Source organism: Methylobacterium nonmethylotrophicum (assembly GCF_004745635.1).
Classification (GTDB): domain Bacteria; phylum Pseudomonadota; class Alphaproteobacteria; order Rhizobiales; family Beijerinckiaceae; genus Methylobacterium; species Methylobacterium nonmethylotrophicum.
This window is the reverse complement of sequence record NZ_SRLB01000018.1, coordinates 113,503-135,392: the sequence shown is the minus strand read 5'-3', so window position 1 is coordinate 135,392 and position 21,890 is coordinate 113,503. Positions and strand designations below refer to the sequence as shown.

The window sequence follows — 21,890 nt, the reverse complement described above, 5'->3', positions numbered from 1 at the left end:
TTGCGGCCCTGGACGACGGCGACGCGGGCGGAGATGGCGGACATCGAGCGGGCGATGTCGTCGGCGAGCGAGATGACCCGGCTCGACTTGGTGCCGGGCGCCGGCTCCAGCTCGTAGAGCGTGACGACCGGGCCGGGGCGGACCGCCAGGATCTCGCCCCGCACGCCGAAATCCTCGAGGGTCGATTCAAGCAGCGTCGCGTTCTGCTCCAGCGCATCGGTCGAGACGCTGGCGCTCGGCGCCGGCTGGCGCGGCTCGGCCAGGAGCGCGAGGGCGGGCAGCTCGTAGGAATCCGTCGAGGCCGGTCCGGGCGGCGGCCCGCGGCGGGTCTGGATCGGCGGGGGAGGGGGGGCGACGCGCCCGCGCGGGGCCGGCTCGGGCTCCGGCGCGAAGCCGTCCGGGTCGTCCTCCGGCTCGTCGTGGATCGCCGGCTCGGCCCGGCGCGGCGCCACCTCGACCCGGCGCGGCGGGCCCTCGGCGAAGACCGGCTCGCGGCGGCCGGGCTTGGCGGCCCGGTCGCCCGGGTCGGGATCGTCCCAGCCCTCCGCCTCGCCGGGCTCCGCGAAGGCGCGGCGGGCGGCGAGCGCCGGCGAGTTGCCGGCATAGGGGTCGGGGGTGCCGTGGCGCCAGGAGCCGTCGCGGATCGCATCGACCTTCTGCGCCACGGCCGTCCGGGCGCTGATCGCCAGATGGGCGAGCGCGCCCAGGGAGGCGAGTCCGAGCCCGGGCGATTCGTCGTCGTGGGCCGGCACCGCGCCGCGGCGGCCCGGCCGCTCGTCGTAGCGGCTCACGACCGGCGCGTAGGAGTCCTGTTCATCCTCCGCATCCTCGTCCTCGATCAGACCGAAGCCGCAGGCGCCGGTCAGGCTGATCACCGCGACCGCGGCGTAGAGGAAGCCCGCGAAGGCCCCGACGGGGCCGGTAATCGCCTTGGCGGCGCCGAGCAGCGCGTCGCCGGCGACGCCGCCGAGGCCCGTCGGCAGCGGCCAGCGCGCGGTCGGCGGCAGGGCGCTCGCCATGCCGCTCGCCGCCCCGAATCCGACGATCCAGAGCACCAGCCGCATCTGCAGCCGCGCCAGCGTGTGGGTGCGCAGGAGCCGCATGCCCCAGACCGCCGGCGGCAGCGCGAAGGCGAGGGCGCCCAGGCCCAGGAGCTGCATGCCGAGATCCGACACCACCGCGCCGCCGAAGCCCAGCAGGTTGCGGGCCGCGCGCGAGGTGGCATGGTTGAGGCTCGGGTCGTCGATCGACCACGTCGCGAGCGCCACCGTGAAGCACGCCGCCCCGACCAGCAGGGCGAGGCCGGTGACCTCGGTCGCGCGCCGCGCCAGGAACGCGCGGAGCGTGTCGATGAGGCCATCGTAGGGCGAGGCCGAGCGACGAAGCGAACGCATGCGGGACTGATACCGGGTACACGGAACTGGAAGCGGAGGATGCGGCGACGCGGTTAATGGCCGTTTAAGGCTAACCGCGACTTGCAGCCCTGTGAGTCGGTAGTCGAGAAACCTTGTCCTGCCCTGGACTTGCGCCGGGACGGCCCTGGTCGAGCCTGAACCTGGCACGCGTGAGGCGCCTATTGCCGGTCCGGAGACCGAGCATGTCGCGCGGACGTTCCGGCGGCTCGGCGCCGGGCGTCACCCGGTGACGGCGCTGCCACGAGTGACGTGCCTGCGGGACTCTCAGCCGAAACGGCGACGCCGTTCTCGCGGTGATCCCGGCCGGAACGCCCGCCGAGCAAAGCCACATGTCCGGCGAGATGGTGAAGACCGGGGTCCCGATCCGTACCGGTTCCCGCCGGCGAGGAAGTTCGATCGGCCGGGACGTCCCGGAGATCGGGATTCGATCAGACGTCACACGGCATTGACGCCGCAAAATTCGATCCGACGAACGACCCTGTTCCGCAAGATCATGCGCTGTTTCAAGGCCGTGCCTGCCAGGGCGTCATCTCTGCGGCTCAACAAGTCCGAATAATCGATTATAAATGAGAACTGGCTATCCGTTAGGTCGTGCCGCTCGCCGTTAGCCCAGTTATAGAAGTGCCAACCGTCCGGCGCCCTATTTTTCAGGATATCACCCCCGCAGAGGTCGTGGACGATCAGGCTTGTCACGTCGCATTGCCCTCTCGCCGGGTTCTCCGGAAGCCACAGGCTGCTCGTTTCGATGGACCAGCGCTCGCGCATGATGGAGCGCAGCTGGACTGGCATGATGCGCGACATGAGGCAGAGTCCACGGATGCACGACGATCGATTCAAGGTGCCGTCCGTCGCGGGCGATGGTTGACGTCAATACTCCGCGTATATCTGGATGATGTTGCCTTCCGGATCGCGTAGGACCACGGTGCGATGGCGCCACTTGGGCAGGTCGGTCGGCCCGCGGAGGATCGGCACGCCACTGGCCAGCAGATGCTCATGGCAGCGGTCGATCGCCTCCAGCGGCACCCGGAAGGCGAGCTGGATCGCCGCCGAGCCCGGCGGTACCGGTCCATCATCGCAGACGGACCACGGCCCGCGCGGGCGCAGGGTGAGCAGATTCGGACCGATCCGAAAGCTGACACAATTCTCAAGATCTTCTTCCAACGACAACCCGAGCACATTCTCGTAAAAATCTATTGCATTTTTCGGATGTTTGCACAAAATGACCGATATAATCGATTCTCAAACTTTTTCTCGACATCTTTTGTCTCGCAAGATGCAGAACTGTTCGTAAGTCGCCGCCGACAATCCTGCCATGAAATACATCCGACCACACTTGCAACAACCGTGTTCCGTCCCTGCACGATCACCGGATCTACGCCGCCTCGCCTCGATCACGAGAGCTTCGCGGCTGTTTGCCCGCTCGCCCTGCTCGGCGTCCCCTTCTATCCGGTTCTTGTTCATCGGCCCGCAGGTGCGCTCCGCGCTTCCTCTGCTCGGTCGATCGCCCTTCCGCAGTTGCGCTTCACGTCCCTCGCCGTGACCAGCTCACGGAGGGACTTCCATCCTCAAGAACGCGCCCATGCCGGGCGCACAACGAGAACGGGCCGGACGCTCGGCGTCCGGCCCGCGAAGCCTCATCGGTGACCGGCCCGGGATCCTCCCGGGCCGGTGCGTCGTCAGGCCATCGCCGCGTTGCGCAGCCGCTCGTAGTCCGACTTCGGCAGCGGCACCGCGCGGGGCTGGCCGAGGTCCTTCATCGGGATGCGGTAGGTCTCCCGGGCGCTGAAGGCCGCGGCGGCCGCCACCGCGGTGATGCCGAGCGTGATGGCGCCGATGGTGAGCGGGATGTTGGCGGCGCCGGGAGGCGCCACGGTGGCGAACAGGGCCGGCAGCATCGCGGTCACGGCGGTACCGACGTTCTGCGAGATCGCCATCGCGGAGACGCGGGTGCGGGTCGGGAAGAGCTCGGGGTAGAAGCTCGGGAAGACCGCGTTGTAGCCCTGGTAGACGACGCCCCACATCAGCAGCGACATCAGGATCGCCAGCGGCACGTTGGCGATGCTGATTGCGTAGAGGTAGCCGAAGGACAGGAGGCCGGAGCCGATCGCCCCGACGATGATCGGCGGGCGCCGTCCGATCCTGTCCGACAGGTTGCCGACCATCGGGATCACCACCACCGCCAGGATGTTCCCCAGCACCGGGATCCAGAGATAGACGTCCTTGTGGAAGCCGACGCCGTAGGCCGCCTGCACCGCGTAGGCCGCGCCGAAGATGGTGGTGACCACCGGGATCACGTTCATCAGCGCCATGCACACCACCCGCAGCATGTCGGGCCAGGAGGTGGCGAAGGCCTCGACGATCGGCGCGCGGGCGACCTCGCCCTGCTTCTCCTCCTCGGCGAAGGCCGGGGTCTCGTCGACCTCGCGGCGGATGATGTAGCCGACGATGATGACGACGAAGCTCAGGAGGAACGGGATGCGCCAGCCCCAGGCGTTGAACGCCTCGGCCGGCATGTAGGCGGCGAGCGGCAGGAACACCGCCGCGGCGAGGATCTGGCCGGCCTGGACGCCCTGCAGGGTGAAGCTGGCGAAGAAGCCGCGGCGGCCGAAGGGCGCGTGCTCCATCGTCATCGAGCTCGCGCCCGAGATCTCGCCGGCGACGGCGAAGCCCTGGATCAGGCGCAGGATGACGAGCAGGATCGGAGCGAGGATGCCGACCTGGCTGTAGGTGGGCAGCAGCCCGACCGCGATGGTCGAGAAGCCCATCAGGAACATGCACAGGACGAGCACCTGCTTGCGGCCGTGGGTGTCGCCCCAGTGGCCGAGCACGAAGGCGCCGATCGGCCGGCTGACATAGCCGACGCCGTAGGTGGCGAGCGAGGCCACGATCGCCACCGTCGGGTTGTTCGACGGGAAGAACAGCTGCGGGAAGATCAGCGAGGCGGCCGTCGCGTAGATGAAGAAGTCGTAGTATTCCAGCGCCGAGCCGATCCAGGCGCTCGCCGCGGCCTTCTTCGATTGCTGGCGGTCGTGGACGTGGTCTCCAGGTATCGCACTCATCGGGTCTTCCTCCGTGCTCCAGTGTGGTTGACGCCGCCTCCGGGATGCGGGCGGCATTGGGTCGAGTTGGTCTTTTTTATTAGAGTTCACCGAACGGACTAGCGTAAAGTAAGTCTCGATCAAAGGTCTTGGGCGCGCAATTCCGTATCCGTACCCGAAACGGCAGGGTAGAGCCGGCCCTCGCTCCGGACCTCAGGCCGCCAGCGGCGCCACGGCGCGGTCGAAGGCCCGCTCCATCGCAGCTGCCGGCGCCTCGCGGCCGGTGAACAGCGCGAAGGCGTCGAGCGCCTGGTGGATGGCGAGTTCGCGCCCGGTCATGGTGCGGGCGCCGATCCGGGCCGCGCCGGAGAGCAGCGGCGTCCAGAGCGGGGAATAGACCGCGTCGGCGACCCATAGATCGGGGCGCAGGAGCGCGAGGGGGACGGGCGTGCCGCGGTCCGGCAGCATGCCGACCGGCGTGCCGTTGACGAGGCCCCGCGCGCCGTCGAGGGCCTCCTCGACGGTCCGGCACACCCGCAACGCCGCATGGCCCGCGAGCGCCGCCGCCACGGCCTCCGCCTTGGCGGGGTCGGCATCGACCAGCCGGACCTCGAGCCCCGGGAAGCCGGCGAGCGCCACCGCGACCGCCTTGCCGACGCCCCCGGCGCCGATCAGCGCGACCGGGCCGTCGGGCCGCGGCCCGAAGGCCTGGACCAGGGCGCGAGAGAAGCCCGTCGTGTCGGTGTTGTGGCCGACGAGCCGGCGGTCGCGAACCACGACCGTGTTGACGGCGCCGACGGCCCGCGCCCCCGGCGAGAGGTCGTCGAGAAGCGGCAGCACCGCTTCCTTGTACGGGAAGGTGACGTTGACGCCCGAGAAGCCGATCGGGGCGAGCGACGCGAGCAGGCTGCGCAGGCGCGCCGCGTCCGCTCCGGCGATATCGATGAGCTGGTAATGGGCCGTCAGCCCGACCGCCTCGGCGGCGGCCTCGTGCATCGCCGGCGACGCCGAGTGCGCGATCGGCGAGCCGATCAGGCCGAGCAGGATGCGTGCGGCGTGGTCGTGAGGCGAGTGCTCGTGCGCCATGGCGTGACCGCCCTTGTCCGTCGCGCCCGCCCGTGGCGGGCTCTCCCTGACCACAGTCTTACTCCGGGCTTCCCACGCATTTGAGTACCAATTCACGCGGCCATCGTAACATCATGTTACGGTGGGCCGGGGGCCCGGCGAGGCGACCTGCCCGGGCTTGGCCATCTCCTGGCGCAGCAGGCGCACGAAGCTCGCGGCGAACATGCTGAGCGCGGTCCCGGCCTTCAGGGCGATCCAGGTATCGAAGACCGGTGCCTCCTCGATCGGCAGCACCCGGATGCCCGGGAAGGCGTCGTACGCGATGGTGAACTGGTCGATCACCGCGATGCCGAGGCCCGCCCGCACCAGGGAGCACACCGTCGAGCCGAACCGGGCCCGGATCGTGATCCCGTAGGCGAGGCCGCGCTCGCGGAAGATGTCGGACATGATCCGGCCATAGGGGTCGTTCGGGTCGATGCCGATCAGGGGGTGGCGCACGATCTCCGCGGCCGAGATCGAGGACCGGGCCGCGAGCGGGTGGTCGAGCGGCACGATGCAGAACAGGCCGCCGCGGGCCAGCGGCTCGAAGGTGAGCGCCGGGTGGTCGAGGCGGTAGCTCATCGCCACCACCTCGCCCTTGCCCAGCAGCAGGTAGTCGATCGCCTCCTCGAGCTTGAGGATGTTGATGTCGATGACGAGGTGGGGATAGGCCGCCCGCACCCGCTCGATCGCCCGCGGCACCATCACGTGCGAGATCGACGGCACCGAGCCGATCAGCAGTTCCTGGCCGGCCCCGCCCTGGGTGCGCTCGAGGACGAAGCGCAGGTCCTCGACCTTGTCGAAGACGGCGTTGATCTGCTCGAAGACGTGGCGGGCCTGCTCGGAGGGCACCAGGCGGCCGCCGCGCCGGTCGAACAACCGGATCTTCAGCGAGGTCTCGGTGTACTTCATCAGCCGGCTGATGCCCGGCGCCGAGACGTTGAGGAGGCGGGCCGCGCCGGCGATCGTGCCGGTCACCATCACGGCGCGGGCGACCTCGATCTGGCGCAGGGTCAGCATCCTTCGTCCTCTCGTGGCGCGGCCCGGCGGGCTCCCGGACGGAAAACCGGGCCGGGAGCCGGTCTTCCGCGGGGCTCCGGCCTGGTAGTATACGGCGATTGCCCACGACCGAAGCGCGCGAGGCCCGCGCCCGAGGACCGACCCGAGACCCGATGCGCGTCCTCTTCGTCCATCAGAATTTTCCCGGCCAGTACCGCCACGTCGCACCCGCGCTCGCGGCCCGGCCCGGCACCGAGGTGGTGGCGCTCGGCATCAATCCGGCCCCGGCCCTGCCGGGCGTGCGCCACGTCCGCTACGCCGTCGCGGGCCGCTCCAGCCCCCGGATCCATTCCCTGGCGGCGAGCTTCGAGACCGCCACCCTGCGGGGCGAGGCCGCGGCCCGGGCGGCGCTGGCGCTGAAGGCCGAGGGCTTCGTGCCGGACGTGATCTGCGGCCATTCGGGCTGGGGCGAGACGCTCTTCCTCAAGGATGTCTGGCCGCAGGCCCGCCTCCTGACCTTCGCGGAGTTCTTCTACAGCTTCACCGGCGCCGATACCGGCTTCGATCCGGAATTCCCCCCCGACGGGGAAGCGGCCTTCCGCACCCGCGCCCGCAACGCCACCCAGCTCGTCGCCTTCGAGGCCTCCGACCACCTCGTCAGCCCCACCCGCTGGCAGGCGAGCCGCATCCCGGCGCTCTTCTCCGACCGCCTCAGCGTCATCCACGACGGCATCGACACCGATCGGCTCCAGCCCGACAGGAGCGTGCGGATCGCGCTCGGCCGGGACGGGCTGTCCCTCGGGGCCGAGGACGAGGTCGTCACCTTCGTCAACCGCAATCTCGAGCCCTATCGCGGCTATCACAGCTTCATGCGGGCGCTGCCGGAGATCCTGCGCCGGCGGCCGAGGGCCCGGGCGGTGATCGTCGGTGGCAGCGACACCAGCTACGGCGCCAAGCCTCCCGCCGGCCGGACCTGGCGCGACATCTTCCTCGACGAGGTGAGGGGCGACCTCGACCTGTCCCGGGTCCACTTCGTCGGCACGATCGCCTATCGCGACTACGTCAACCTCCTGCGGATCGCGGCGGTCCACGTCTACCTGACCTACCCGTTCGTGCTGTCCTGGTCGATGCTGGAGGCGATGGCGCTCGGCGCCTGCATCGTCGGCTCGGCGACGCCGCCGGTGACGGAGGTGATCCGCGATCGCGAGAACGGTCTCCTGGTCGACTTCTTCTCGGCCCAGGCGATCGCCGAGGCGGTGGTCTCGGTGCTCGCCGATCCCGGCGCAGCGGCGCCCTTGCGCGAAGCGGCGCGGCAGAGCGCGCTCGCCTACGACCTCAGGCGGGTCTGCCTGCCGGCGCATCTGCGCCTGATCGACGAGGTCGCGGCCGGGCGCGGCGCTGAGTGAATGTTAGCGTCTTGACGGCACGATGGCGGAGCCAAGAGGGGAGGGCCCGTGATGTCGCCGCGCTTGCACGCCGTCGGGGAGGTTCCGGCCGGGGGGATCCCGCTGTCGGAACTCCTCGGCGCCCTGAGCCACGCCCTCGACCTCACCGAGGGCCAGCCGCCCGGCCACTGCGTCCGGGCCACCTGGATCGGCATGCATGTCGGCCGCGAGATGGGCCTGTCTCCCGACCGGCTGTGGGAGCTCTACTACACGGTGATGCTCAAGGATCTCGGCTGCTCCAGCAACGCGGCGCGGATCTGCGAACTCTACCTGTCCGACGACATCGGCTTCAAGCGCGACTTCAAGACCGTGAGCGACAGCCTGCCCCAGGTGCTGGGCTTCGTCTTCGCGCATACCGGGCTCAAGGCGGGGCTGGCCGAGCGCTTCCGGGCGGTCCTCAACATCCTGCAGAACGGCGGCGAGATCGTCGACGACCTGATCCAGACCCGCTGCCAGCGCGGGGCCGAGATCGCCGCGCGGCTGCGCTTCCCGCCTGTCGTCTGCGAGGCGATCCACGCCCTCGACGAGCACTGGAACGGCAAGGGCCGGCCCGACCGGCGCGCCGGGGCCGAGATCCCGCTCTACGCCCGCATCGCGCTGCTCTCGCAGGTCGTCGACGTCTTCCACACCAGCGCCGGGCCTGCCGCCGCCCTCGCGGAGGCCCGGGCCCGGGCCGGCACCTGGTTCGACCCCGACGCCGTCGCGGCCCTCGAGCGGGCGGCCCTGGCGCCGGGCTTCTGGGACACGCTGTCCTCCGAAACCGTGAGCGACGCCGTCGCCGGCCTGGAGCCGGCGCGCGCCGGGATCGTGGTCGACGAGGACTATCTCGACGACATCGCCCGCGCCTTCGCCCAGGTGATCGACGCCAAGAGCCCGTTCACCTCCGGCCATTCCGAGCGGGTCGCGGTCTATGCCGACCTGATCGCGGCCGAGCTCGGCTATCCCCCGCAAGCCCGGCGCTGGCTGCGCCGGGCGGCGCTCCTGCACGACGTCGGCAAGCTCGGGGTCTCGAACGCGATCCTCGACAAGGCGGCCAAGCTCGACGAGGCCGAGTGGCGCGACATGCGCAACCACGCCCTCCTCTCCGAGACGATCCTCGCCCGCGTCGCCGCCTTCCATGCCATCGCCCGCATCGGCGGCGCCCATCACGAGCGCCTCGACGGCAAGGGCTATCCCCGCGGCCTCACGGGCGACGCCATCGCGCCGGAGACCCGGATCGTCTCGGTGGCCGACGTCTTCGACGCGCTCACCGCCAACCGCCCCTACCGCGCCGCGATGCCCGTCCCGAAGGCGCTCGGCATCATGCGCCAGGATGTCGGCACCGCCTTCGACCCGGCCTGCGTCGAGGCCCTCGAACGGGTGATCGCCGGGCTCGACGGCGACCTGTCGCGGGCGGCGTGAGCCCGCCTCCGGCTTTTCCGGGTCCGGCCCCTGCCGGGGCCGGCGGGAAGCCGCTATGCTGGCCGGATCCACAGCCGACCCGAACCGACATCTGGACCCTTTTCGTGCGCCTGACCCAGATCACCCACCACGACCTCGACGGCTACGGCGCGGCGACCCTCGTCGCGGCCTATGCCGAGCCCGCCCGGATCGTGCACGTGCCGCGCTACGGCGATGTCGGCCCGGTCGTCGACGACGAGCTGAAGCGCTTAGGTAAGACCAAGGCGGCCGAGATGGTGCTGATCACCGATCTCGGCATCGAGGAGCCGACGATCGCCTTCCTGCGCCGCTTCGCCGCCATGAACCGCAAGCGCGACGCCGAGGCGCCGCACCGGCTGGTCGTGCTCGACCACCACACCTCCTCGATCGACCAGATGCGCCGCCAGGGGCTCGAGCCCAAGGCCGACGCGGAGAACCCGCGCCTGTCGCGCTTCGACCTCGGCGACCCCTCGGTCACCGTGCTGGTCGACGAGGGATCGAGCGCGACGAAGATGGTCGAGACCCACCGCGCCCTGTTCGCCACCCGCGAGGCCGATCCCGCCCGGGCCGAGGACCTGGCGCTGCTGGCGGCCTGCGTCGATGCCCTCGACCTCTGGCGCAAGGACGATCCCCGCTTCCCCGGCGGCTTCGCCCTCGACGAGATCTTCTGGGACAATGTCGGCACCCTGGTGCCGGTCGGGCATCCGGCGCACGACCCCTTCGTCGCCCGCCTGCTCCTCGACGCGACCGCACGCCTGCGCGCCGGCGCCACCCCGGCCGAGCTGGAACGCGCCGTGCCGGCGATCCGCGGGGCGATCGTCGACGACCTGATGCGCGACGAGCCCGGCGACGATCCGGCGCTGACCACCCGGCAGCGGATGGCCCGGGCGCTCGCCCGCTCCGACGCGCTCTTCCACGCCCTCTCGGACGGCACGCTCCTGTCCTTCGCCCTCGATGCCGGCACCTTCCAGCGGGTCTCCGACCTCGTGATGGCGAGCGGGCGGGCCAAGCGCCTCGTCAACGTCCAGCGTGCCGGCACCCTGTCGTTCCGCTCGATCGACGGCACCGCCCTCGACGGCGCCCGCCTCTTCCGCGGCGGCGGCCACCAGGACGCGGCCGGCGGCAAGCTCACCAGCGGCACCGCCTTCTCCCTCGTCGACGCGGTCGCCCAGGTCGAGCCGGTGCTGAACCCGCCGAAATCGGCGGCAGCCGACAGCCCGTTCGCGGCCTTGAAGAACTGGAAGGGCTGAGGGGACGGGCCCTGCGATCCGCCCGTGTCGCGCCTCCTCGATGCCGCACGGGGAGGCGCGCCTTGTTCGCAGGTCAGCAACACATCTCCTGTAGAGGCAGCCTCACGCGCCGTCGGAGCCGCCTTCCTGGCGAGCTGGGCGGCGCCTCGGCCCTGCGCCGCCTTCCTCCCGTCCGAAAGGTCCTGTGAGCGATGGCAATGCTTCGGTTCGGCGCACCCGGCCCGGGCGAGACCCTGGCATGGACGGCCCTCCTCGACGGGTCGGCCGACCGGCACGACGGGGCGACCGTCACGGTCGCGGGCTGGCCGGTGACGGCCGGAGAGGCAGCCGAGGCGCGCTACTGCCTCCTCGTGCCCGAGCCCGTCTGCTGCCGCGGCTGCCTGCCGGGTGATCCTTCGGCCTGCATCGAGGTCGTTGCCGCGATGCCGGTGCCCCTCGACGGCCGGGAGGTGACCCTGCGCGGCATCTTCCGCCGGTTGCGGGACGATCCCTGCGGCTGGCGCTACCGCCTCGACGGCGCGACAATCGTCTCGGCGCCGCCGCGCCTCGGCCTGTCCCGCCGGCACCTCGTCGCGGCGGCCTCGCTGCTGTGCTGGCCGGTGGCTTCCGCCGCGCAGGCGCCGGACGGCCCGACCGCGTCGCACGCCGCCGAGGCCGCGTCCTTCCTGGCCGGGCGCCCGGCGATCGACTGCCACAGCCATGCCGGCCGCGTCCTGCGCGTGAACCAGGACGGGGGCCACGCCCCCTTCACGCCGCTGGCCGACCCGATGCGCCGCGGCGGGCTGGCCGTCGCCTGCCTCGCCGTCGTCTCCGACAGTCCGACGCACCGGGTCACGCCGGAGGGGCGGATCAGGGCCTTTCGCGAGCCCGAGCCCGGCGAGCTCGGGGCTTACGTCGAGCGCGGCTTTACCCGCCTGCACGCCCTCGTCCGGGACCAGGGCCTGCGCATCGTGCGCAATGCCGCCGACCTCGCGGCCGCCCGCGCCGAGACCCCGTCGGTCCTCGTCGCGGCGGAGGGGGCGGACTTCCTCGAAGGCGACCTCGGCCCCCTGGAGACGGCATTTCGCCGGGCCGCCCTGCGCCACCTGCAGCTCACGCATTACCGGGTGAACGCGCTCGGCGACATCCAGACCGAGCCGCCCGTCCATGGCGGCCTGACGGCGTTCGGCGCCGCGGTGATCCGGCGTTGCGAGGCGCTCGGCATCGTCGTCGACGTGGCGCACGGGACCGAGGCCCTGGTGCGCCGGGCGGCGGAGGTGGCAGGCAAGCCCCTCGTCCTGTCGCACACCTCGCTCACCACGCGGCCGCCGCCATACACGCGCCGCATCACCCCGGACCACGCCCGGATCGTGGCGGGGACGGGCGGGGTCATCGGCATCTGGCCGCCCGTGAGCGTGTTTCCCGACCTCCCGGCCTTCGTGGACGGCATCGCCCGCATGGCCGACATCGTCGGCCCGGCCCATGTCGGGATCGGATCCGACATGATGGGCCTCGTCGGCCGCAGCGCCCTGCCGGACTACACGGCGTTGCCGGATCTCGCCGCGCAGCTCCTGGCGCGGTTCACGCCCGAGGAGGCGGCCGGCATCCTCGGGGGCAACTACCTCCGGGTGGCGCGGGCGTGCCTGCCGAGAGCCTGACGGGGCGCGGCGAGCGATCCGGACGGCTCACGCCGCCCGGATCTGGCACAGGGTCGCCTTCGTCTCCTGCATGCCGGTGACGGGATCGAAGCCGTAGGTGGTCACGGTGTTCACGCTCTCGCCGAGCACCACCGGGTCGGTGTCGCCAGGATAGTATTCCCGCATGTCCTTGCCCTGGTACCAGCCCGAATAGTGGAACGGCATGAAGGCGACGCCCTTCGCGACCCGGTCCGTGACCAGCGCCTTCACCTTGACCCTGGACGAATTCTCGGGGCCGTAGACCCAGACGAACTGGCCGTCCTTGATCCTGCGCTCGGCCGCGTCCGCCGTGTTGACCTCGACGAACATGTCCTGCTGCAACTCGGCGAGCCAGGGGTTCGAGCGGGTCTCCTCGCCGCCGCCCTCGTACTCGACGAGGCGGCCCGAGGTCAGGATGATCGGAAATTCCTTCGCGATGCCGCGGTCGACCGCCGCCTTCTGCACCGAGAAGCCGACATTCGGCATGCGGAACTGCCGCTCGTCGGGCCGGGTCGGGTAATCGGCGACGAGGTCGGGCCGGGGCGTGTAGATCGGCTCGCGGTGGACCGGCACCGGATCGGGCAGGTTCCAGGCATTCGCCCGCGCCTTGGCGTTGCCGTAATGCATCACGCCGTGGTCGAGGCAGACCCGCTGGATGCCGCCCGACAGGTCGGTCGACCAGTTCACCGCGTCGATGGCGTTGCCGCCGATCCGCGCGATGACCGCCTGCTCCTCCGCCGTCAGCTCCTTGTCCCAGCCGAGCTTGCGCAGGACCGCCATGCTGAACTCGGGGTAGCCGTCGGTCAGCTCGGAGCCGAGCGACCAGGAATCCTCGGCGAGCAGGGTCTGCCCGTTGCGCTCGGTGCCGAACCGGGCCCGGAACGTGCCGCCTCCGTCCTTCACGTGGAGCGCGGTGTTGTACAGGATGGCGCTGCCGGGGTGGCGGATCTCGGGCTTGCCCCAGCATGGCCAGGGCAGGCCGTAATAGTCGCCGCCGACCTCGGGCGCGTCCTTCGGCGCGCGCAGGGTCACGATGTCGAAGACGTGCTGGTTGCGGATATGCGCCTTCAGCCGTTCCGGGCTCTGGCCGCAATAGCCCGTCGACCAGCCGCCGCGGTTGATCTCGCGCAGGATGTCCTCGGCCAGCGGGACGTTGTTCTCGACCTTGATATTTTTGAACAGCTCGTCCGCGAAGCCGAGCTTCTTCGCCAGCCGATAGAGGAACTCGTAGTCGTTCTTCGATTCGAAGGCCGGCTTGACGATCTGCTCGCCCCATTGCAGCGAGCGGTTGGAGGCGGTGCGGCAGCCGTCCATCTCGAGCGAGGTGCAGATCGGCATCAGGTAGGTGTTGTCGCGGCGGGCGTTCAGCGCCGCGAAGGTGGTCGGGTGGGGATCGGCCACCACCAGGAGGTCGAGCTTGTTGAGCCCGTCGAGGGCTTCCGGCAGGCGCGTGACGGTGTTGCCGCCGTGGCCCGAGATCATCATCGCGCGCAAGGGGCTGCGCTGGTCGATCTGCGTCCCCGGCAGGTTCACGGCGTCGAACCACCGGGTCGAGGTGAGGCCCGGCGTCTCCATGTTCTCCTTGCGTGAGCGGGCCTTGCGGCCGGCGCTGGCCGGCACCTCGTCGAAGCGCGACTGCAGCCAGTCGTACGCGACCTCCCAGACCCGGGCCCAGTGCCGCCAGCCGCCCTCGACGAGGCCGTAATAGAGCGGCAGGCTCGTCACATCGAGCCCCATGTCGGTGGCGCCCTGGACGTTGGTGTGGCCGCGGAAGATGTTGGCGCCCGTCCCCGGCTTGCCGACATTGCCGGTGGCGAGGCACAGGATGCAGAAGGCGCGCACGTTGGCGGTGCCGACCGTGTGCTGCGTCGCGCCCATGCACCAGATCAGCGTCGCCGGCTTCTCCTTGGCGAAGAGTTCGGCGACGTGGCGCAGCTGCGCCCCCGGCACGCCGGAGACCCGCTCGACCTCGTCGGGATTCCACTTGGCGACCTCCCGGCGCACGTCCTCCATGCCATAGACGCGGCTCGCGATGAAGTCGCGATCCTCCCAGCCGTTCTCGAAGATGTGCCACAGCATGCCCCAGATCACCGGGATGTCGGTGCCCGAGCGCAGGCGGACATATTCGGTGGCGTGCGCTGCCGTGCGGGTGAAGCGCGGATCGATGACGATCAGGTTCGCCCGGTTGATCTCCTTGCCCGACAGGATGTGCTGCATCGAGATCGGATGGGCTTCGGCGGGGTTGCCGCCCATGATGATCATCGTCCTGGCGTTGCGGATGTCGTTGTAGGAGTTGGTCTGGGCGCCGTAGCCCCAGGTGTTGGCGACGCCCGCCACCGTGGTCGAGTGGCAGATGCGGGCCTGGTGATCGGCGTTGTTGGTGCCCCAGAACGCCGCGAACTTGCGCAGCAGGTAGGCCGCTTCGTTGGTGTACTTGGCCGAACCGAGCCAGTAGACCGAATCGGCGCCCGACTCGGCCCGGATCGCCAGGAGCTTGTTGCCGACCTCCTCGATCGCCTGGTCCCAGGAGATCCGCTCCCATTCGCCGTTCCGGAGCCTCAATGGGTATTTCAGTCGCCGCTCGCTGGTGACGAGCTCGCGGATCGCCGCGCCCTTGGCGCAGTGGGCGCCCCGGTTGATCGGGCTCTCCCAGGACGGCTCCTGGCCGACCCAGACCCCGTGCACCACCTCCGCCGTGACGGTGCAGCCGACCGAGCAGTGGGTGCAGATATTCTTGCGGATCACCGTCTCGGCGGGGTTCGCCGCGGAGCCGGCGGCCTCGGCCCGGCGCACCGCCCCGAGCCGCAGGGCACTGAAGCCCGCGAGCCCGCCCGCGGTCAGGCCGGAGCGGCGAAGGAAGCTCCGGCGGTCGAGGGCGGGGGTCCCGTCCTGCGGCACGGCGCCGTCGCGCGCGGGCCCGTTCCCGATGGGGCTTCCTTGGCGGCTTCCATCGCGGCTTCCTTGGCGTCGCACCAGCATGAGCCTGCTCCCGACAGCGCGGTTCTCGCGCACGCGCGGGCGGGACGCGGCCAGGTCGGCGGCGCTGCGATCGAGGGGCGCGTGTCGCCCGGCCAGCATCCCAGATCCCGGCAGGGGCGCGTTCACGCGGGTTAAGTTGCGGTGGATTGGGTGCGGGGCCTGGGCGGGCCGGGATCTGTCCGGTCGATGGTTCGAAGCCGGCTCGCCCGCGAGAGCGGCGTCACGCGTCGGCCGTGGATGCGCCTGGCCGCAGGGCCCGGCGCACCATCGATGTCGTGCCTTCAGGCCGAGAGCGTCGCGTTCAGGCTGATCTTGGCGTTGAGCACCTTCGAGACCGGGCAGTTCTTCTCGGCGATGCCGGCGAGCTCGTCGAACTTCTGCCGGTCGATGCCCGGGATCTTCGCCGTCAGGGTGAGGGCCGACTGCGTGATGGTGAAGCCCTCGCCGTCCTTCTCGAGGGTGACCACCGCCTCGGTGCGCAGCTCGTCGGCGGTGAAGCCGGCGCCCTGGAGCTGGAAGGCCAGCGCCATGGTGAAGCAGCCGGCATGCGCGGCGGCGATCAGCTCCTCCGGGTTGGTGCCGGGCTCGTTCTCGAAGCGGGTCTTGAATCCGTAGGGATTGTTCGACAGCACGCCCGATTGGGTGGTGATCTGCCCATTGCCGTCCTTGCCGCTGCCCTGCCAAACGGCGCTCGCCTTGCGGTTCATGCTCGTCTCCCGTGGAATGGAGGCCGCGTGGCCTTCCGAACGCGGCGGGATCCGTCCTGGCCCCCGCTCCGGGCGACAGGTAGGTCACGGGCTGCCAAGGTCATCCTCCGATTCCGCATCGATCACCCGGCGGGCGAGACCGAGGGAGAAGCCCGCCCGCGCCATCGCGGCGAGGTCGCGCTCGCGCGACGCCGCCCGGGCGGCGCCGGAGCGGAACGGGCCGAGGCGGCGCCGGCGCGCATAGGCGCGGGCGGCCTCCTCCTCCCCCCCGTCCTCCGCCTCGGCGAGAGCCGCGCCCACAATCCCGCGGTCGACGCCCTTGGCGGCGAGCTTGGCGCCGATCGCCCGGGCCGAGCCGCCGCGGCGGCGCAAGGAGCGCACCTTGGCCGCCGCGAAGGCGGCGTCATCGACGAGGCCGGCGCCGAGCGCCCGCGCCACCACCGCCTCCACCATCTCGGAAAAGTCGTCCGGGGCCTCGCCGCGCAGGCGGCAGCGGGTCTCGACCCGGCGCCGGAGCACCCGGCGCAGCATCTCGGCCGAGGCGCCGTAGCGCTCGAGGTAGGACAGGGCCGCCCGCTCCAGATAGGCCGGGGTGATCGGCCGCGCCGCCCTCAATCCGCCATCGCGGCCGGGTTCATCGGCCCCGTCCCGGATCGCCGCCGTCCCGCCGGGGGCGTCCGCCCCGGGCCCGTGCGAGGGGTGATGCCGGCGTTTCTGCACAGACGTGAATCCTTCTTCCTCCTGGTGGCCCTCGCCCTCGGGGCGGTGGCCGGCGCGGTGCTCTACCTGTCGCGGCCGACCACCCTGCGGGTCGCGGTCGGCCCGCGGGACCGGGTGGAGTCCCACCTGATCCAGGCCTATGCCGACGCGCTCGCCCGCGCCCGTGAGGATATACGCCTCGAGGTCGTGCCTTACGACGACGTGCGCGACAGCGCCGCGGCGCTCCAGGGCGGCCGGGCCGACCTCGCGGTGGTGCGTCCCGACGTGCGGCTGCCGGAGAACGGCCTGACGCTGGCGGTGCTGCACGACGAGGCCCTGGTGGTGGCCGCACCCCCGGATGCCGGCATCCAGACCTTTCCCGATCTCGCCGGCAAGCGGCTCGGCCTCGTCGCGCATCACGGCGCCGACCAGCCGCTCGTCGCGAGCCTGCTCGCCTATTACGCCCTGACGCCGGCCCCCGCCGGATCCGCGCCCGCGCCGGCCGATCCGGGAGGCGCGCTCCCGGCGGCGGCCGGCCGCGTCGTCCTGGTGCCGCTGCGGGCCTCCGAGGTGACGGCGGCGCTCGCCGAGCATCGGATCGACGCCGCCGCGGTCATCGCCGCCCCCTCGGCGAAATCCGCCGCCCGGGTGGTGCAGGCGGTCGAGGCGGCCTCGCCCGGCCACGGCGCCACGATCGTGTCGATCCCCGACGGCGAGGCGATCGTGCAGCGTCTGCCGGAGCTCCAGGCCGTCACCATCGCGGCCGGCACCTTCGGCGGTCGCCCGAAGCGGCCGGACGAGGAGGTGAAGACGGTGGGCGCCTCCTACCGGCTGATGGCCCGCGCTTCGTTGAGCCGCGACACCGCCGCGGGCGTGACCCAGCACCTGTTCGAGCTGCGCTCGCGCCTCGCCGCCGTGACGCCGACCGCCAACCTGATGAAGGCGCCGGACTTCGACAGCGCCGCCGAGGCGACCAGCGCCCGCCTGCCGATCCATCCGGGTGCGGTCGACTATTACGAGCGCGAGCAGCAGACCTTTCTGCAGCGCTACGAGGACTGGGTGTACCTGGTGGCGTTCTTCGGCGGCGGCCTCGGCTCGGCGGTGGCCTGGCTCGGCCAGCGCCTCGCCCGCGAGCAGCGCGCCCGCATCGACGCCGTCCTCGACCGCCTGCTCGCCATCCTGACCGAGGCGCGGGCGACGCAGGACGAGGCGGCGCTGACCGCGCTCTCGGTCGAGATCGACGGCCTCGTCGTCGACGTGGTGCGCCATGCCCGGGAGCATTCCACCGATGGCCGCACGATGAGCGCGCTCATCCTGGCGGTCGATGCCGCCCGCGCCGCGGTGTCCGACTGCAAGCGCGACGGCGGGGCGATGCGGGAGCGGAGCGGGCGGGTGCTGTCGCTGCATCCGGCGAGCGGCGCCTGACGCCTGGGATCCGACGCCGACCGCCGATCGGGCCGCCCGCGCGAAGGGCTGAAGCGCCGCCCCCACCGGCAGCCGCCCGGCCTCCTCATCGGCTCGCCCCGCGCGCGGGCGGAGCAACCGCCGTCCTCTGCCGACCCTCCGTTCGATTGGACGCCGAGATCCGCCTGACCAAGCCGTGGGTCGTGTGACCGTCCTCTATCGCCCGCAGCGCTCATAATCGATCCCAGCCGTGTCCTGCTCGTGGTAGTAGCGTCTCAAGAAGCCATTCGGCATGATCTTCATGAGGACCTTCACCTCGTTGGCCGCCACGGCATTCGCGCAGTTCAGGATCAGGAGCTGACGCTCACCGTTCGGTCTGGCCGACGTGATCCGGCACGATGCCGCCGGCGTTCTCAAGCGATCGCCGGAGACCATGAAGGCCGGAGCGAAAAGGTCGATCGGCTTCTTGAACGACACGCCCTTGCTCGCCGGGGAATATATCTCCGCACAGTTGCTCCCGCTCAGCACCCACGCACCCTGGTAGCCGGACAGCCCAGCCTTCGCCGCTTGCGCGTCCGACAGCGCCGCCGCCGCTCCGAGCCCCGATCCGAGTGCGGCGACACGGACAAGACTTGCGAGTTTCATTGCGGTCGTCTCCCGGGAGGTCGAGTCGGATCAGTTCGCGGCTCTCAGGTACAGTGTCGGTTCCGTCGCCATGCGCTCGGGGTCGTGCCGGTCCAGCGCCGGAAAGCGTGCGTGAACGCTGCCGGCTCGGAGAATTCCAGGGCGGCCGAGATCTCCGCCAGGCTCAGGTTGGTGTGAGACAGCAGCTGCTTGGCCGTTCCGAGCCGCGTCTGGCTTGCGACGGATCGGAACGTCGTCCCCTCCGCCTTCAGGCGGCGGGACAGCGTCCGATGACCGATTGCCAGCAGCTGCGCGATCTGGCTCTTCTGGACCCTCTTCTCGGCGACGGTCGAGCGCACCTGCCGCCGAACCTGGCCGCTCGTGTCGGATGGGACGTCGGCCTCAAGCTGCCGGATGCGCCGCTCCACCGCGTTCCGGATGACGGGTTTCGCTCCCGCAATGGGCTGCCGCAGGACCCGGGCTGCAAAGACCAGGGCGGCGATCTCTTGCTCGAACCGGACTGAGCAGCGAAAAAATTTCCTGTAGGGGTCGATGTCAGGCGGTTCCAGGCGAGGCAGCCATACCTCGTCCGGGCTCCAGTTCGGACCGCAGAGCGCGCGCAGCACGTTGGTCAGCGTCGCGACGGCGCGCTCGCAGTGGAGCGCGATACCGTCCGTTTCGGCATCGTAGGGGGAATAACGCACGGTGGCGACGGCGTCGTCGCTCGTCACCTCGAGCAACGCGCCGCGGTTCAGGTGGTCGTAGTGCGATTTCAAAGCATGCAACGCGTCGCCGATCGTCTCCGAATGCCGCAACAGAGACCCGAGCAGGCCGAGAGAAGCGAGAGTGGTGCGGCGACCGACGAGAAGACCGAAGTGGGCACATTGGGTCTGGCTGGCCGCGAGCGCCGTGAGGCGGCCCAATGATGCCAGCGAGGTGACTTCCGAGGTAATGAAGATATTTGAATCAACCCCGGCCCGCTCGAAAATATCGTCTGGATCATGACCGTTCTCAGACAATATTTCGTATATCGCGCGAATGGCATATGTATTAAAAAAATCTATTGGAATTGCGTTTCTTGTTTTAACGAGGATGTTGCTGGTCAGTATGAGATCAATGCTGGAATCGTTCCTTGAGGGTATTTTGGCGGGCATGACGGATCCTGCCTGCTGATTGATCAAGATGAAATGTTAGAGCATGTGTTCGAGAACGATGCAATGAACGATTTCCTCGTAACCGTAAGCAATCGCGAGGATTCGGATGCTTCGGGCGCCACTCGGTTGAGGGCTGGTTTCTCCTGGCATCGAATTATTATACTCTTGTGGAGTATAATAATTGCCCGGGTTGCTGAACGAAAGCCAATATCGGGCACCCACCCCGCTGTCCAATGGCATGCGGACCGTCCTTTATGGCCATCAAGGCGGTCCTGCGCCCTCGGCGGCACCGAGAACCGAGACAACGAGAGTCAACTCGGGCCGGCCCGCCCTTGCCCTGGTCGGTTGATGCCGACCAGGCTGCGCCGCGGTGCGGGCGGCGGGAAACCGCGTCCGCACGAACGCGTTGCGGGACAGGGCGTCGACCACAGCGACCAGCCCCGTCGCCGAAGACGGCGTTGCGCATGCCGACACACCGGGTCTTCCCCGGCCCCGCACCCCGGCACCTGCTCCCACCCCCGAGGCTCACCCCGCACTGCGTCATTCCGGCCGGTCACCGGTCGCCATCCCACGCTTGACCCTCCCGGACGTTCGCTGTACTAAAATTGAAACGCCGTTGCAAAATTTGTCAGGGAGTAGACGTCATGACCCGGGGAGGACCGGCGGAGCCGGCAATCGGCCAGGCGGCCGCGGTGGACGAGGCCGCGCTGTATCGCAAGATGATGCGGCGCATCCTGCCGTTCCTGTTCGTGTGCTACGTCGTCAGCTACCTCGACCGCGTGAATGTCGGCTTCGCCGCGCTCACGATGAACAAGGATATCGGGCTGTCCGCGACCGCTTTCGGCATCGGGGCCGGGCTGTTCTTCTTCGGCTACTTCATCGCCGAGATTCCCAGCAACCTGATCATGATGCGCATCGGCGCGCGGATCTGGATCGCCCGGATCATGATCACCTGGGGCCTGGTCTCGGCCGCGACCGCCTTCGTGACCGGCCCGGTGCAGTTCGGCATCGCGCGCTTCCTGCTCGGCCTCGGCGAGGCGGGCTTCGTGCCCGGCGTGTTCCTCTACCTGAGCCTGTGGTTCCCGTCCGCCGTGCGGGCGCGGGCCACCGCCCTGTTCCTGCTCGGCATCCCGGTCGCCAACATCCTCGGCTCGCCGGTCTCCGGCGCGCTGATCCAGCTCGAGGGCCTTGGCCTCAAGGGCTGGCAGTGGCTCCTCATCCTCGAGGCCCTGCCGGCGGTTCTCCTCGGCATCGCCTGCCTGTTCGTCCTGACCGACCGGCCCGAGAAGGCGGCCTGGCTGTCGGAGGCCGAGCGCGACGTCCTGGTCACGCGGCTCGCCGCCGAGAAGGCCGCCATCGAGAAGAAGCACAAGATGACGCTGGCCCAGGCGCTCAGGAACTGGCGCGTGCTGATGCTCGCCGCCGTCAACTTCTGCGCCATCGTCGGCTCGCTCGGCATCGGCCTGTGGCTGCCGCAGATCATCAAGCAGCTCGGCCTGGCGACCTCGCTCGTCGGCATCGTCACCGCCGTTCCGTACATCTGCGGCGCGGTCGCCATGGTGGTGTGGGGCCGGATGTCGGACCGCGGCCGCGACCGCACGATCTACCCGGCGATCTCGCTCCTCGTCGGTGCGGCGGCGCTGCTCGCGAGCGCCTATACGCCGACCCCGGTCCTCACCATCGCGGCGCTCTGCGTCGCCGTCATGGGCATCAACTCCTTCGTGGCGACCTTCTGGGCGGTGCCGTCGGGCTTCCTCACCGGCCGCGCGGCGGCGGGCGGCATCGCCATGATCGTGTCGATCGGCAATCTCGGCGGCTTCGCCGGCCCCTATATGATCGGGTACGTGCGCGACGTATCGGGTGGGTTCACCGCGCCGCTCGTCGCGGTGGGCCTCTGCCTCCTCGCGGGGGCGGCCCTGATGCTCGCCTTCGGCCGTCGCGTCCGCCGCGACGCCGTCCCCGCCGCGCTGCCGGCCTGATCCCGCCAAGGTTTACGCT

Annotated in this window: 17 protein-coding genes; 6 read left to right on the top strand and 11 right to left on the bottom strand. The window is 70.3% G+C overall.

The window, feature by feature from the left end; genetic code table 11:
- The 6 genes from EU555_RS23190 to EU555_RS23160 all read right to left on the bottom strand — a co-directional run.
- Positions 1–1,394: DNA translocase FtsK 4TM domain-containing protein (locus EU555_RS23190; RefSeq protein WP_135417581.1), on the bottom strand; the 1,394-nt coding region annotated here is incomplete at its 3' end.
- A gap of 456 nt (positions 1,395–1,850) precedes the next feature.
- Entirely contained in the window at positions 1,851–2,216 is a 366-nt protein-coding gene (locus EU555_RS23185; RefSeq protein WP_245524446.1) for a YunG family protein, read from the bottom strand.
- Positions 2,217–2,282: 66 nt separating this feature from the next.
- Complete coding sequence (locus EU555_RS23180) at positions 2,283–2,633, bottom strand: VOC family protein (protein ID WP_167858641.1); 351 nt, start codon at positions 2,631–2,633, stop codon at positions 2,283–2,285.
- 458 nt (positions 2,634–3,091) lie between these two features.
- The gene (locus EU555_RS23170; protein ID WP_135417578.1) at positions 3,092–4,474 is read right to left on the bottom strand and encodes an MFS transporter; all 1,383 of its coding nucleotides are present in this window, start codon (positions 4,472–4,474) and stop codon (positions 3,092–3,094) included.
- A gap of 192 nt (positions 4,475–4,666) precedes the next feature.
- On the bottom strand, positions 4,667–5,539 hold the full coding sequence (locus EU555_RS23165) for a shikimate dehydrogenase (RefSeq protein WP_135417577.1): 873 nt from the start codon (positions 5,537–5,539) through the stop codon (positions 4,667–4,669).
- A 111-nt stretch (positions 5,540–5,650) separates the two neighbouring features.
- Entirely contained in the window at positions 5,651–6,577 is a 927-nt protein-coding gene (locus tag EU555_RS23160; protein ID WP_135417576.1) for a LysR family transcriptional regulator, read from the bottom strand.
- A 152-nt stretch (positions 6,578–6,729) separates the two neighbouring features.
- Here EU555_RS23160 and EU555_RS23155 point away from each other — a divergent pair, with 152 nt between their 5' ends.
- The 4 genes from EU555_RS23155 (at position 6,730) to EU555_RS23140 (ending at position 12,307) form a co-directional block, all read left to right on the top strand.
- Positions 6,730–7,962, top strand: coding sequence for a glycosyltransferase family 4 protein (locus EU555_RS23155; RefSeq protein WP_135417575.1), 1,233 nt, complete (start codon positions 6,730–6,732; stop codon positions 7,960–7,962).
- Positions 7,963–8,013: 51 nt separating this feature from the next.
- Positions 8,014–9,402, top strand: a complete 1,389-nt coding sequence (locus EU555_RS23150) for an HD-GYP domain-containing protein (protein ID WP_135417574.1) — start codon at positions 8,014–8,016, stop codon at positions 9,400–9,402.
- A gap of 104 nt (positions 9,403–9,506) precedes the next feature.
- Positions 9,507–10,670: a dimethylmenaquinone methyltransferase gene (locus EU555_RS23145; protein WP_135417573.1), complete on the top strand. Its 1,164-nt coding sequence runs from the start codon at positions 9,507–9,509 to the stop codon at positions 10,668–10,670.
- A 191-nt stretch (positions 10,671–10,861) separates the two neighbouring features.
- Positions 10,862–12,307, top strand: a complete 1,446-nt coding sequence (locus tag EU555_RS23140) for a dipeptidase (RefSeq protein ID WP_245524444.1) — start codon at positions 10,862–10,864, stop codon at positions 12,305–12,307.
- 27 nt (positions 12,308–12,334) lie between these two features.
- On the opposite strand, the gene EU555_RS23135 is transcribed toward EU555_RS23140, so the two are convergent.
- From EU555_RS23135 to EU555_RS23125, 3 genes are all read right to left on the bottom strand, one after another.
- A complete protein-coding gene (locus EU555_RS23135; RefSeq protein ID WP_135417572.1) occupies positions 12,335–15,304 on the bottom strand; it encodes a formate dehydrogenase subunit alpha in 2,970 nt (989 codons plus the stop codon).
- A 281-nt stretch (positions 15,305–15,585) separates the two neighbouring features.
- Complete coding sequence (locus tag EU555_RS23130; RefSeq protein ID WP_135417571.1) at positions 15,586–16,011, bottom strand: OsmC family protein; 426 nt, start codon at positions 16,009–16,011, stop codon at positions 15,586–15,588.
- 84 nt (positions 16,012–16,095) lie between these two features.
- Positions 16,096–16,665 (bottom strand): regulatory protein RecX, encoded by a 570-nt coding sequence (locus tag EU555_RS23125; RefSeq protein ID WP_425375141.1) that lies wholly within the window; start codon positions 16,663–16,665, stop codon positions 16,096–16,098.
- Positions 16,666–16,713: 48 nt separating this feature from the next.
- Here EU555_RS23125 and EU555_RS23120 point away from each other — a divergent pair, with 48 nt between their 5' ends.
- Positions 16,714–18,135 carry a TAXI family TRAP transporter solute-binding subunit gene (locus EU555_RS23120; protein ID WP_135417570.1) on the top strand — a complete coding sequence of 474 codons (1,422 nt, stop codon included), beginning with the start codon at positions 16,714–16,716 and terminating at the stop codon, positions 18,133–18,135.
- A 195-nt stretch (positions 18,136–18,330) separates the two neighbouring features.
- On the opposite strand, the gene EU555_RS23115 is transcribed toward EU555_RS23120, so the two are convergent.
- Together EU555_RS23115 and EU555_RS23110 are read right to left on the bottom strand one after the other, a co-directional pair.
- Positions 18,331–18,759, bottom strand: coding sequence for a hypothetical protein (locus EU555_RS23115; protein WP_135417569.1), 429 nt, complete (start codon positions 18,757–18,759; stop codon positions 18,331–18,333).
- Positions 18,760–18,803: 44 nt separating this feature from the next.
- Positions 18,804–19,892 carry an AraC family transcriptional regulator gene (locus EU555_RS23110; RefSeq protein ID WP_135417568.1) on the bottom strand — a complete coding sequence of 363 codons (1,089 nt, stop codon included), beginning with the start codon at positions 19,890–19,892 and terminating at the stop codon, positions 18,804–18,806.
- Between the two features lie 644 nt (positions 19,893–20,536).
- Here EU555_RS23110 and EU555_RS23105 point away from each other — a divergent pair.
- Positions 20,537–21,871: an MFS transporter gene (locus tag EU555_RS23105; protein ID WP_135417567.1), complete on the top strand. Its 1,335-nt coding sequence runs from the start codon at positions 20,537–20,539 to the stop codon at positions 21,869–21,871.
- Positions 21,872–21,890: the final 19 nt, after the last annotated feature.

Excerpts from the sequence above, each read along its gene's own strand:
- EU555_RS23185 (WP_245524446.1), bottom strand. The coding sequence starts at position 2,216 with ATGTCGCGCATCATGCCAGTCCAGCTGCGCTCCATCATGCGCGAGCGC.
- EU555_RS23170 (WP_135417578.1), bottom strand. The coding sequence starts at position 4,474 with ATGAGTGCGATACCTGGAGACCACGTCCACGACCGCCAGCAATCGAAG.
- EU555_RS23165 (WP_135417577.1), bottom strand. The coding sequence starts at position 5,539 with ATGGCGCACGAGCACTCGCCTCACGACCACGCCGCACGCATCCTGCTC.
- EU555_RS23160 (WP_135417576.1), bottom strand. The coding sequence starts at position 6,577 with ATGCTGACCCTGCGCCAGATCGAGGTCGCCCGCGCCGTGATGGTGACC.
- EU555_RS23155 (WP_135417575.1), top strand. The coding sequence starts at position 6,730 with ATGCGCGTCCTCTTCGTCCATCAGAATTTTCCCGGCCAGTACCGCCAC.
- EU555_RS23150 (WP_135417574.1), top strand. The coding sequence starts at position 8,014 with ATGTCGCCGCGCTTGCACGCCGTCGGGGAGGTTCCGGCCGGGGGGATC.
- EU555_RS23140 (WP_245524444.1), top strand. The coding sequence starts at position 10,862 with ATGGCAATGCTTCGGTTCGGCGCACCCGGCCCGGGCGAGACCCTGGCA.
- EU555_RS23135 (WP_135417572.1), bottom strand. The coding sequence starts at position 15,304 with ATGCTGGTGCGACGCCAAGGAAGCCGCGATGGAAGCCGCCAAGGAAGC.
- EU555_RS23130 (WP_135417571.1), bottom strand. The coding sequence starts at position 16,011 with ATGAACCGCAAGGCGAGCGCCGTTTGGCAGGGCAGCGGCAAGGACGGC.
- EU555_RS23120 (WP_135417570.1), top strand. The coding sequence starts at position 16,714 with ATGCCGGCGTTTCTGCACAGACGTGAATCCTTCTTCCTCCTGGTGGCC.
- EU555_RS23115 (WP_135417569.1), bottom strand. The coding sequence starts at position 18,759 with ATGAAACTCGCAAGTCTTGTCCGTGTCGCCGCACTCGGATCGGGGCTC.
- EU555_RS23110 (WP_135417568.1), bottom strand. The coding sequence starts at position 19,892 with ATGCCCGCCAAAATACCCTCAAGGAACGATTCCAGCATTGATCTCATA.
- EU555_RS23105 (WP_135417567.1), top strand. The coding sequence starts at position 20,537 with ATGACCCGGGGAGGACCGGCGGAGCCGGCAATCGGCCAGGCGGCCGCG.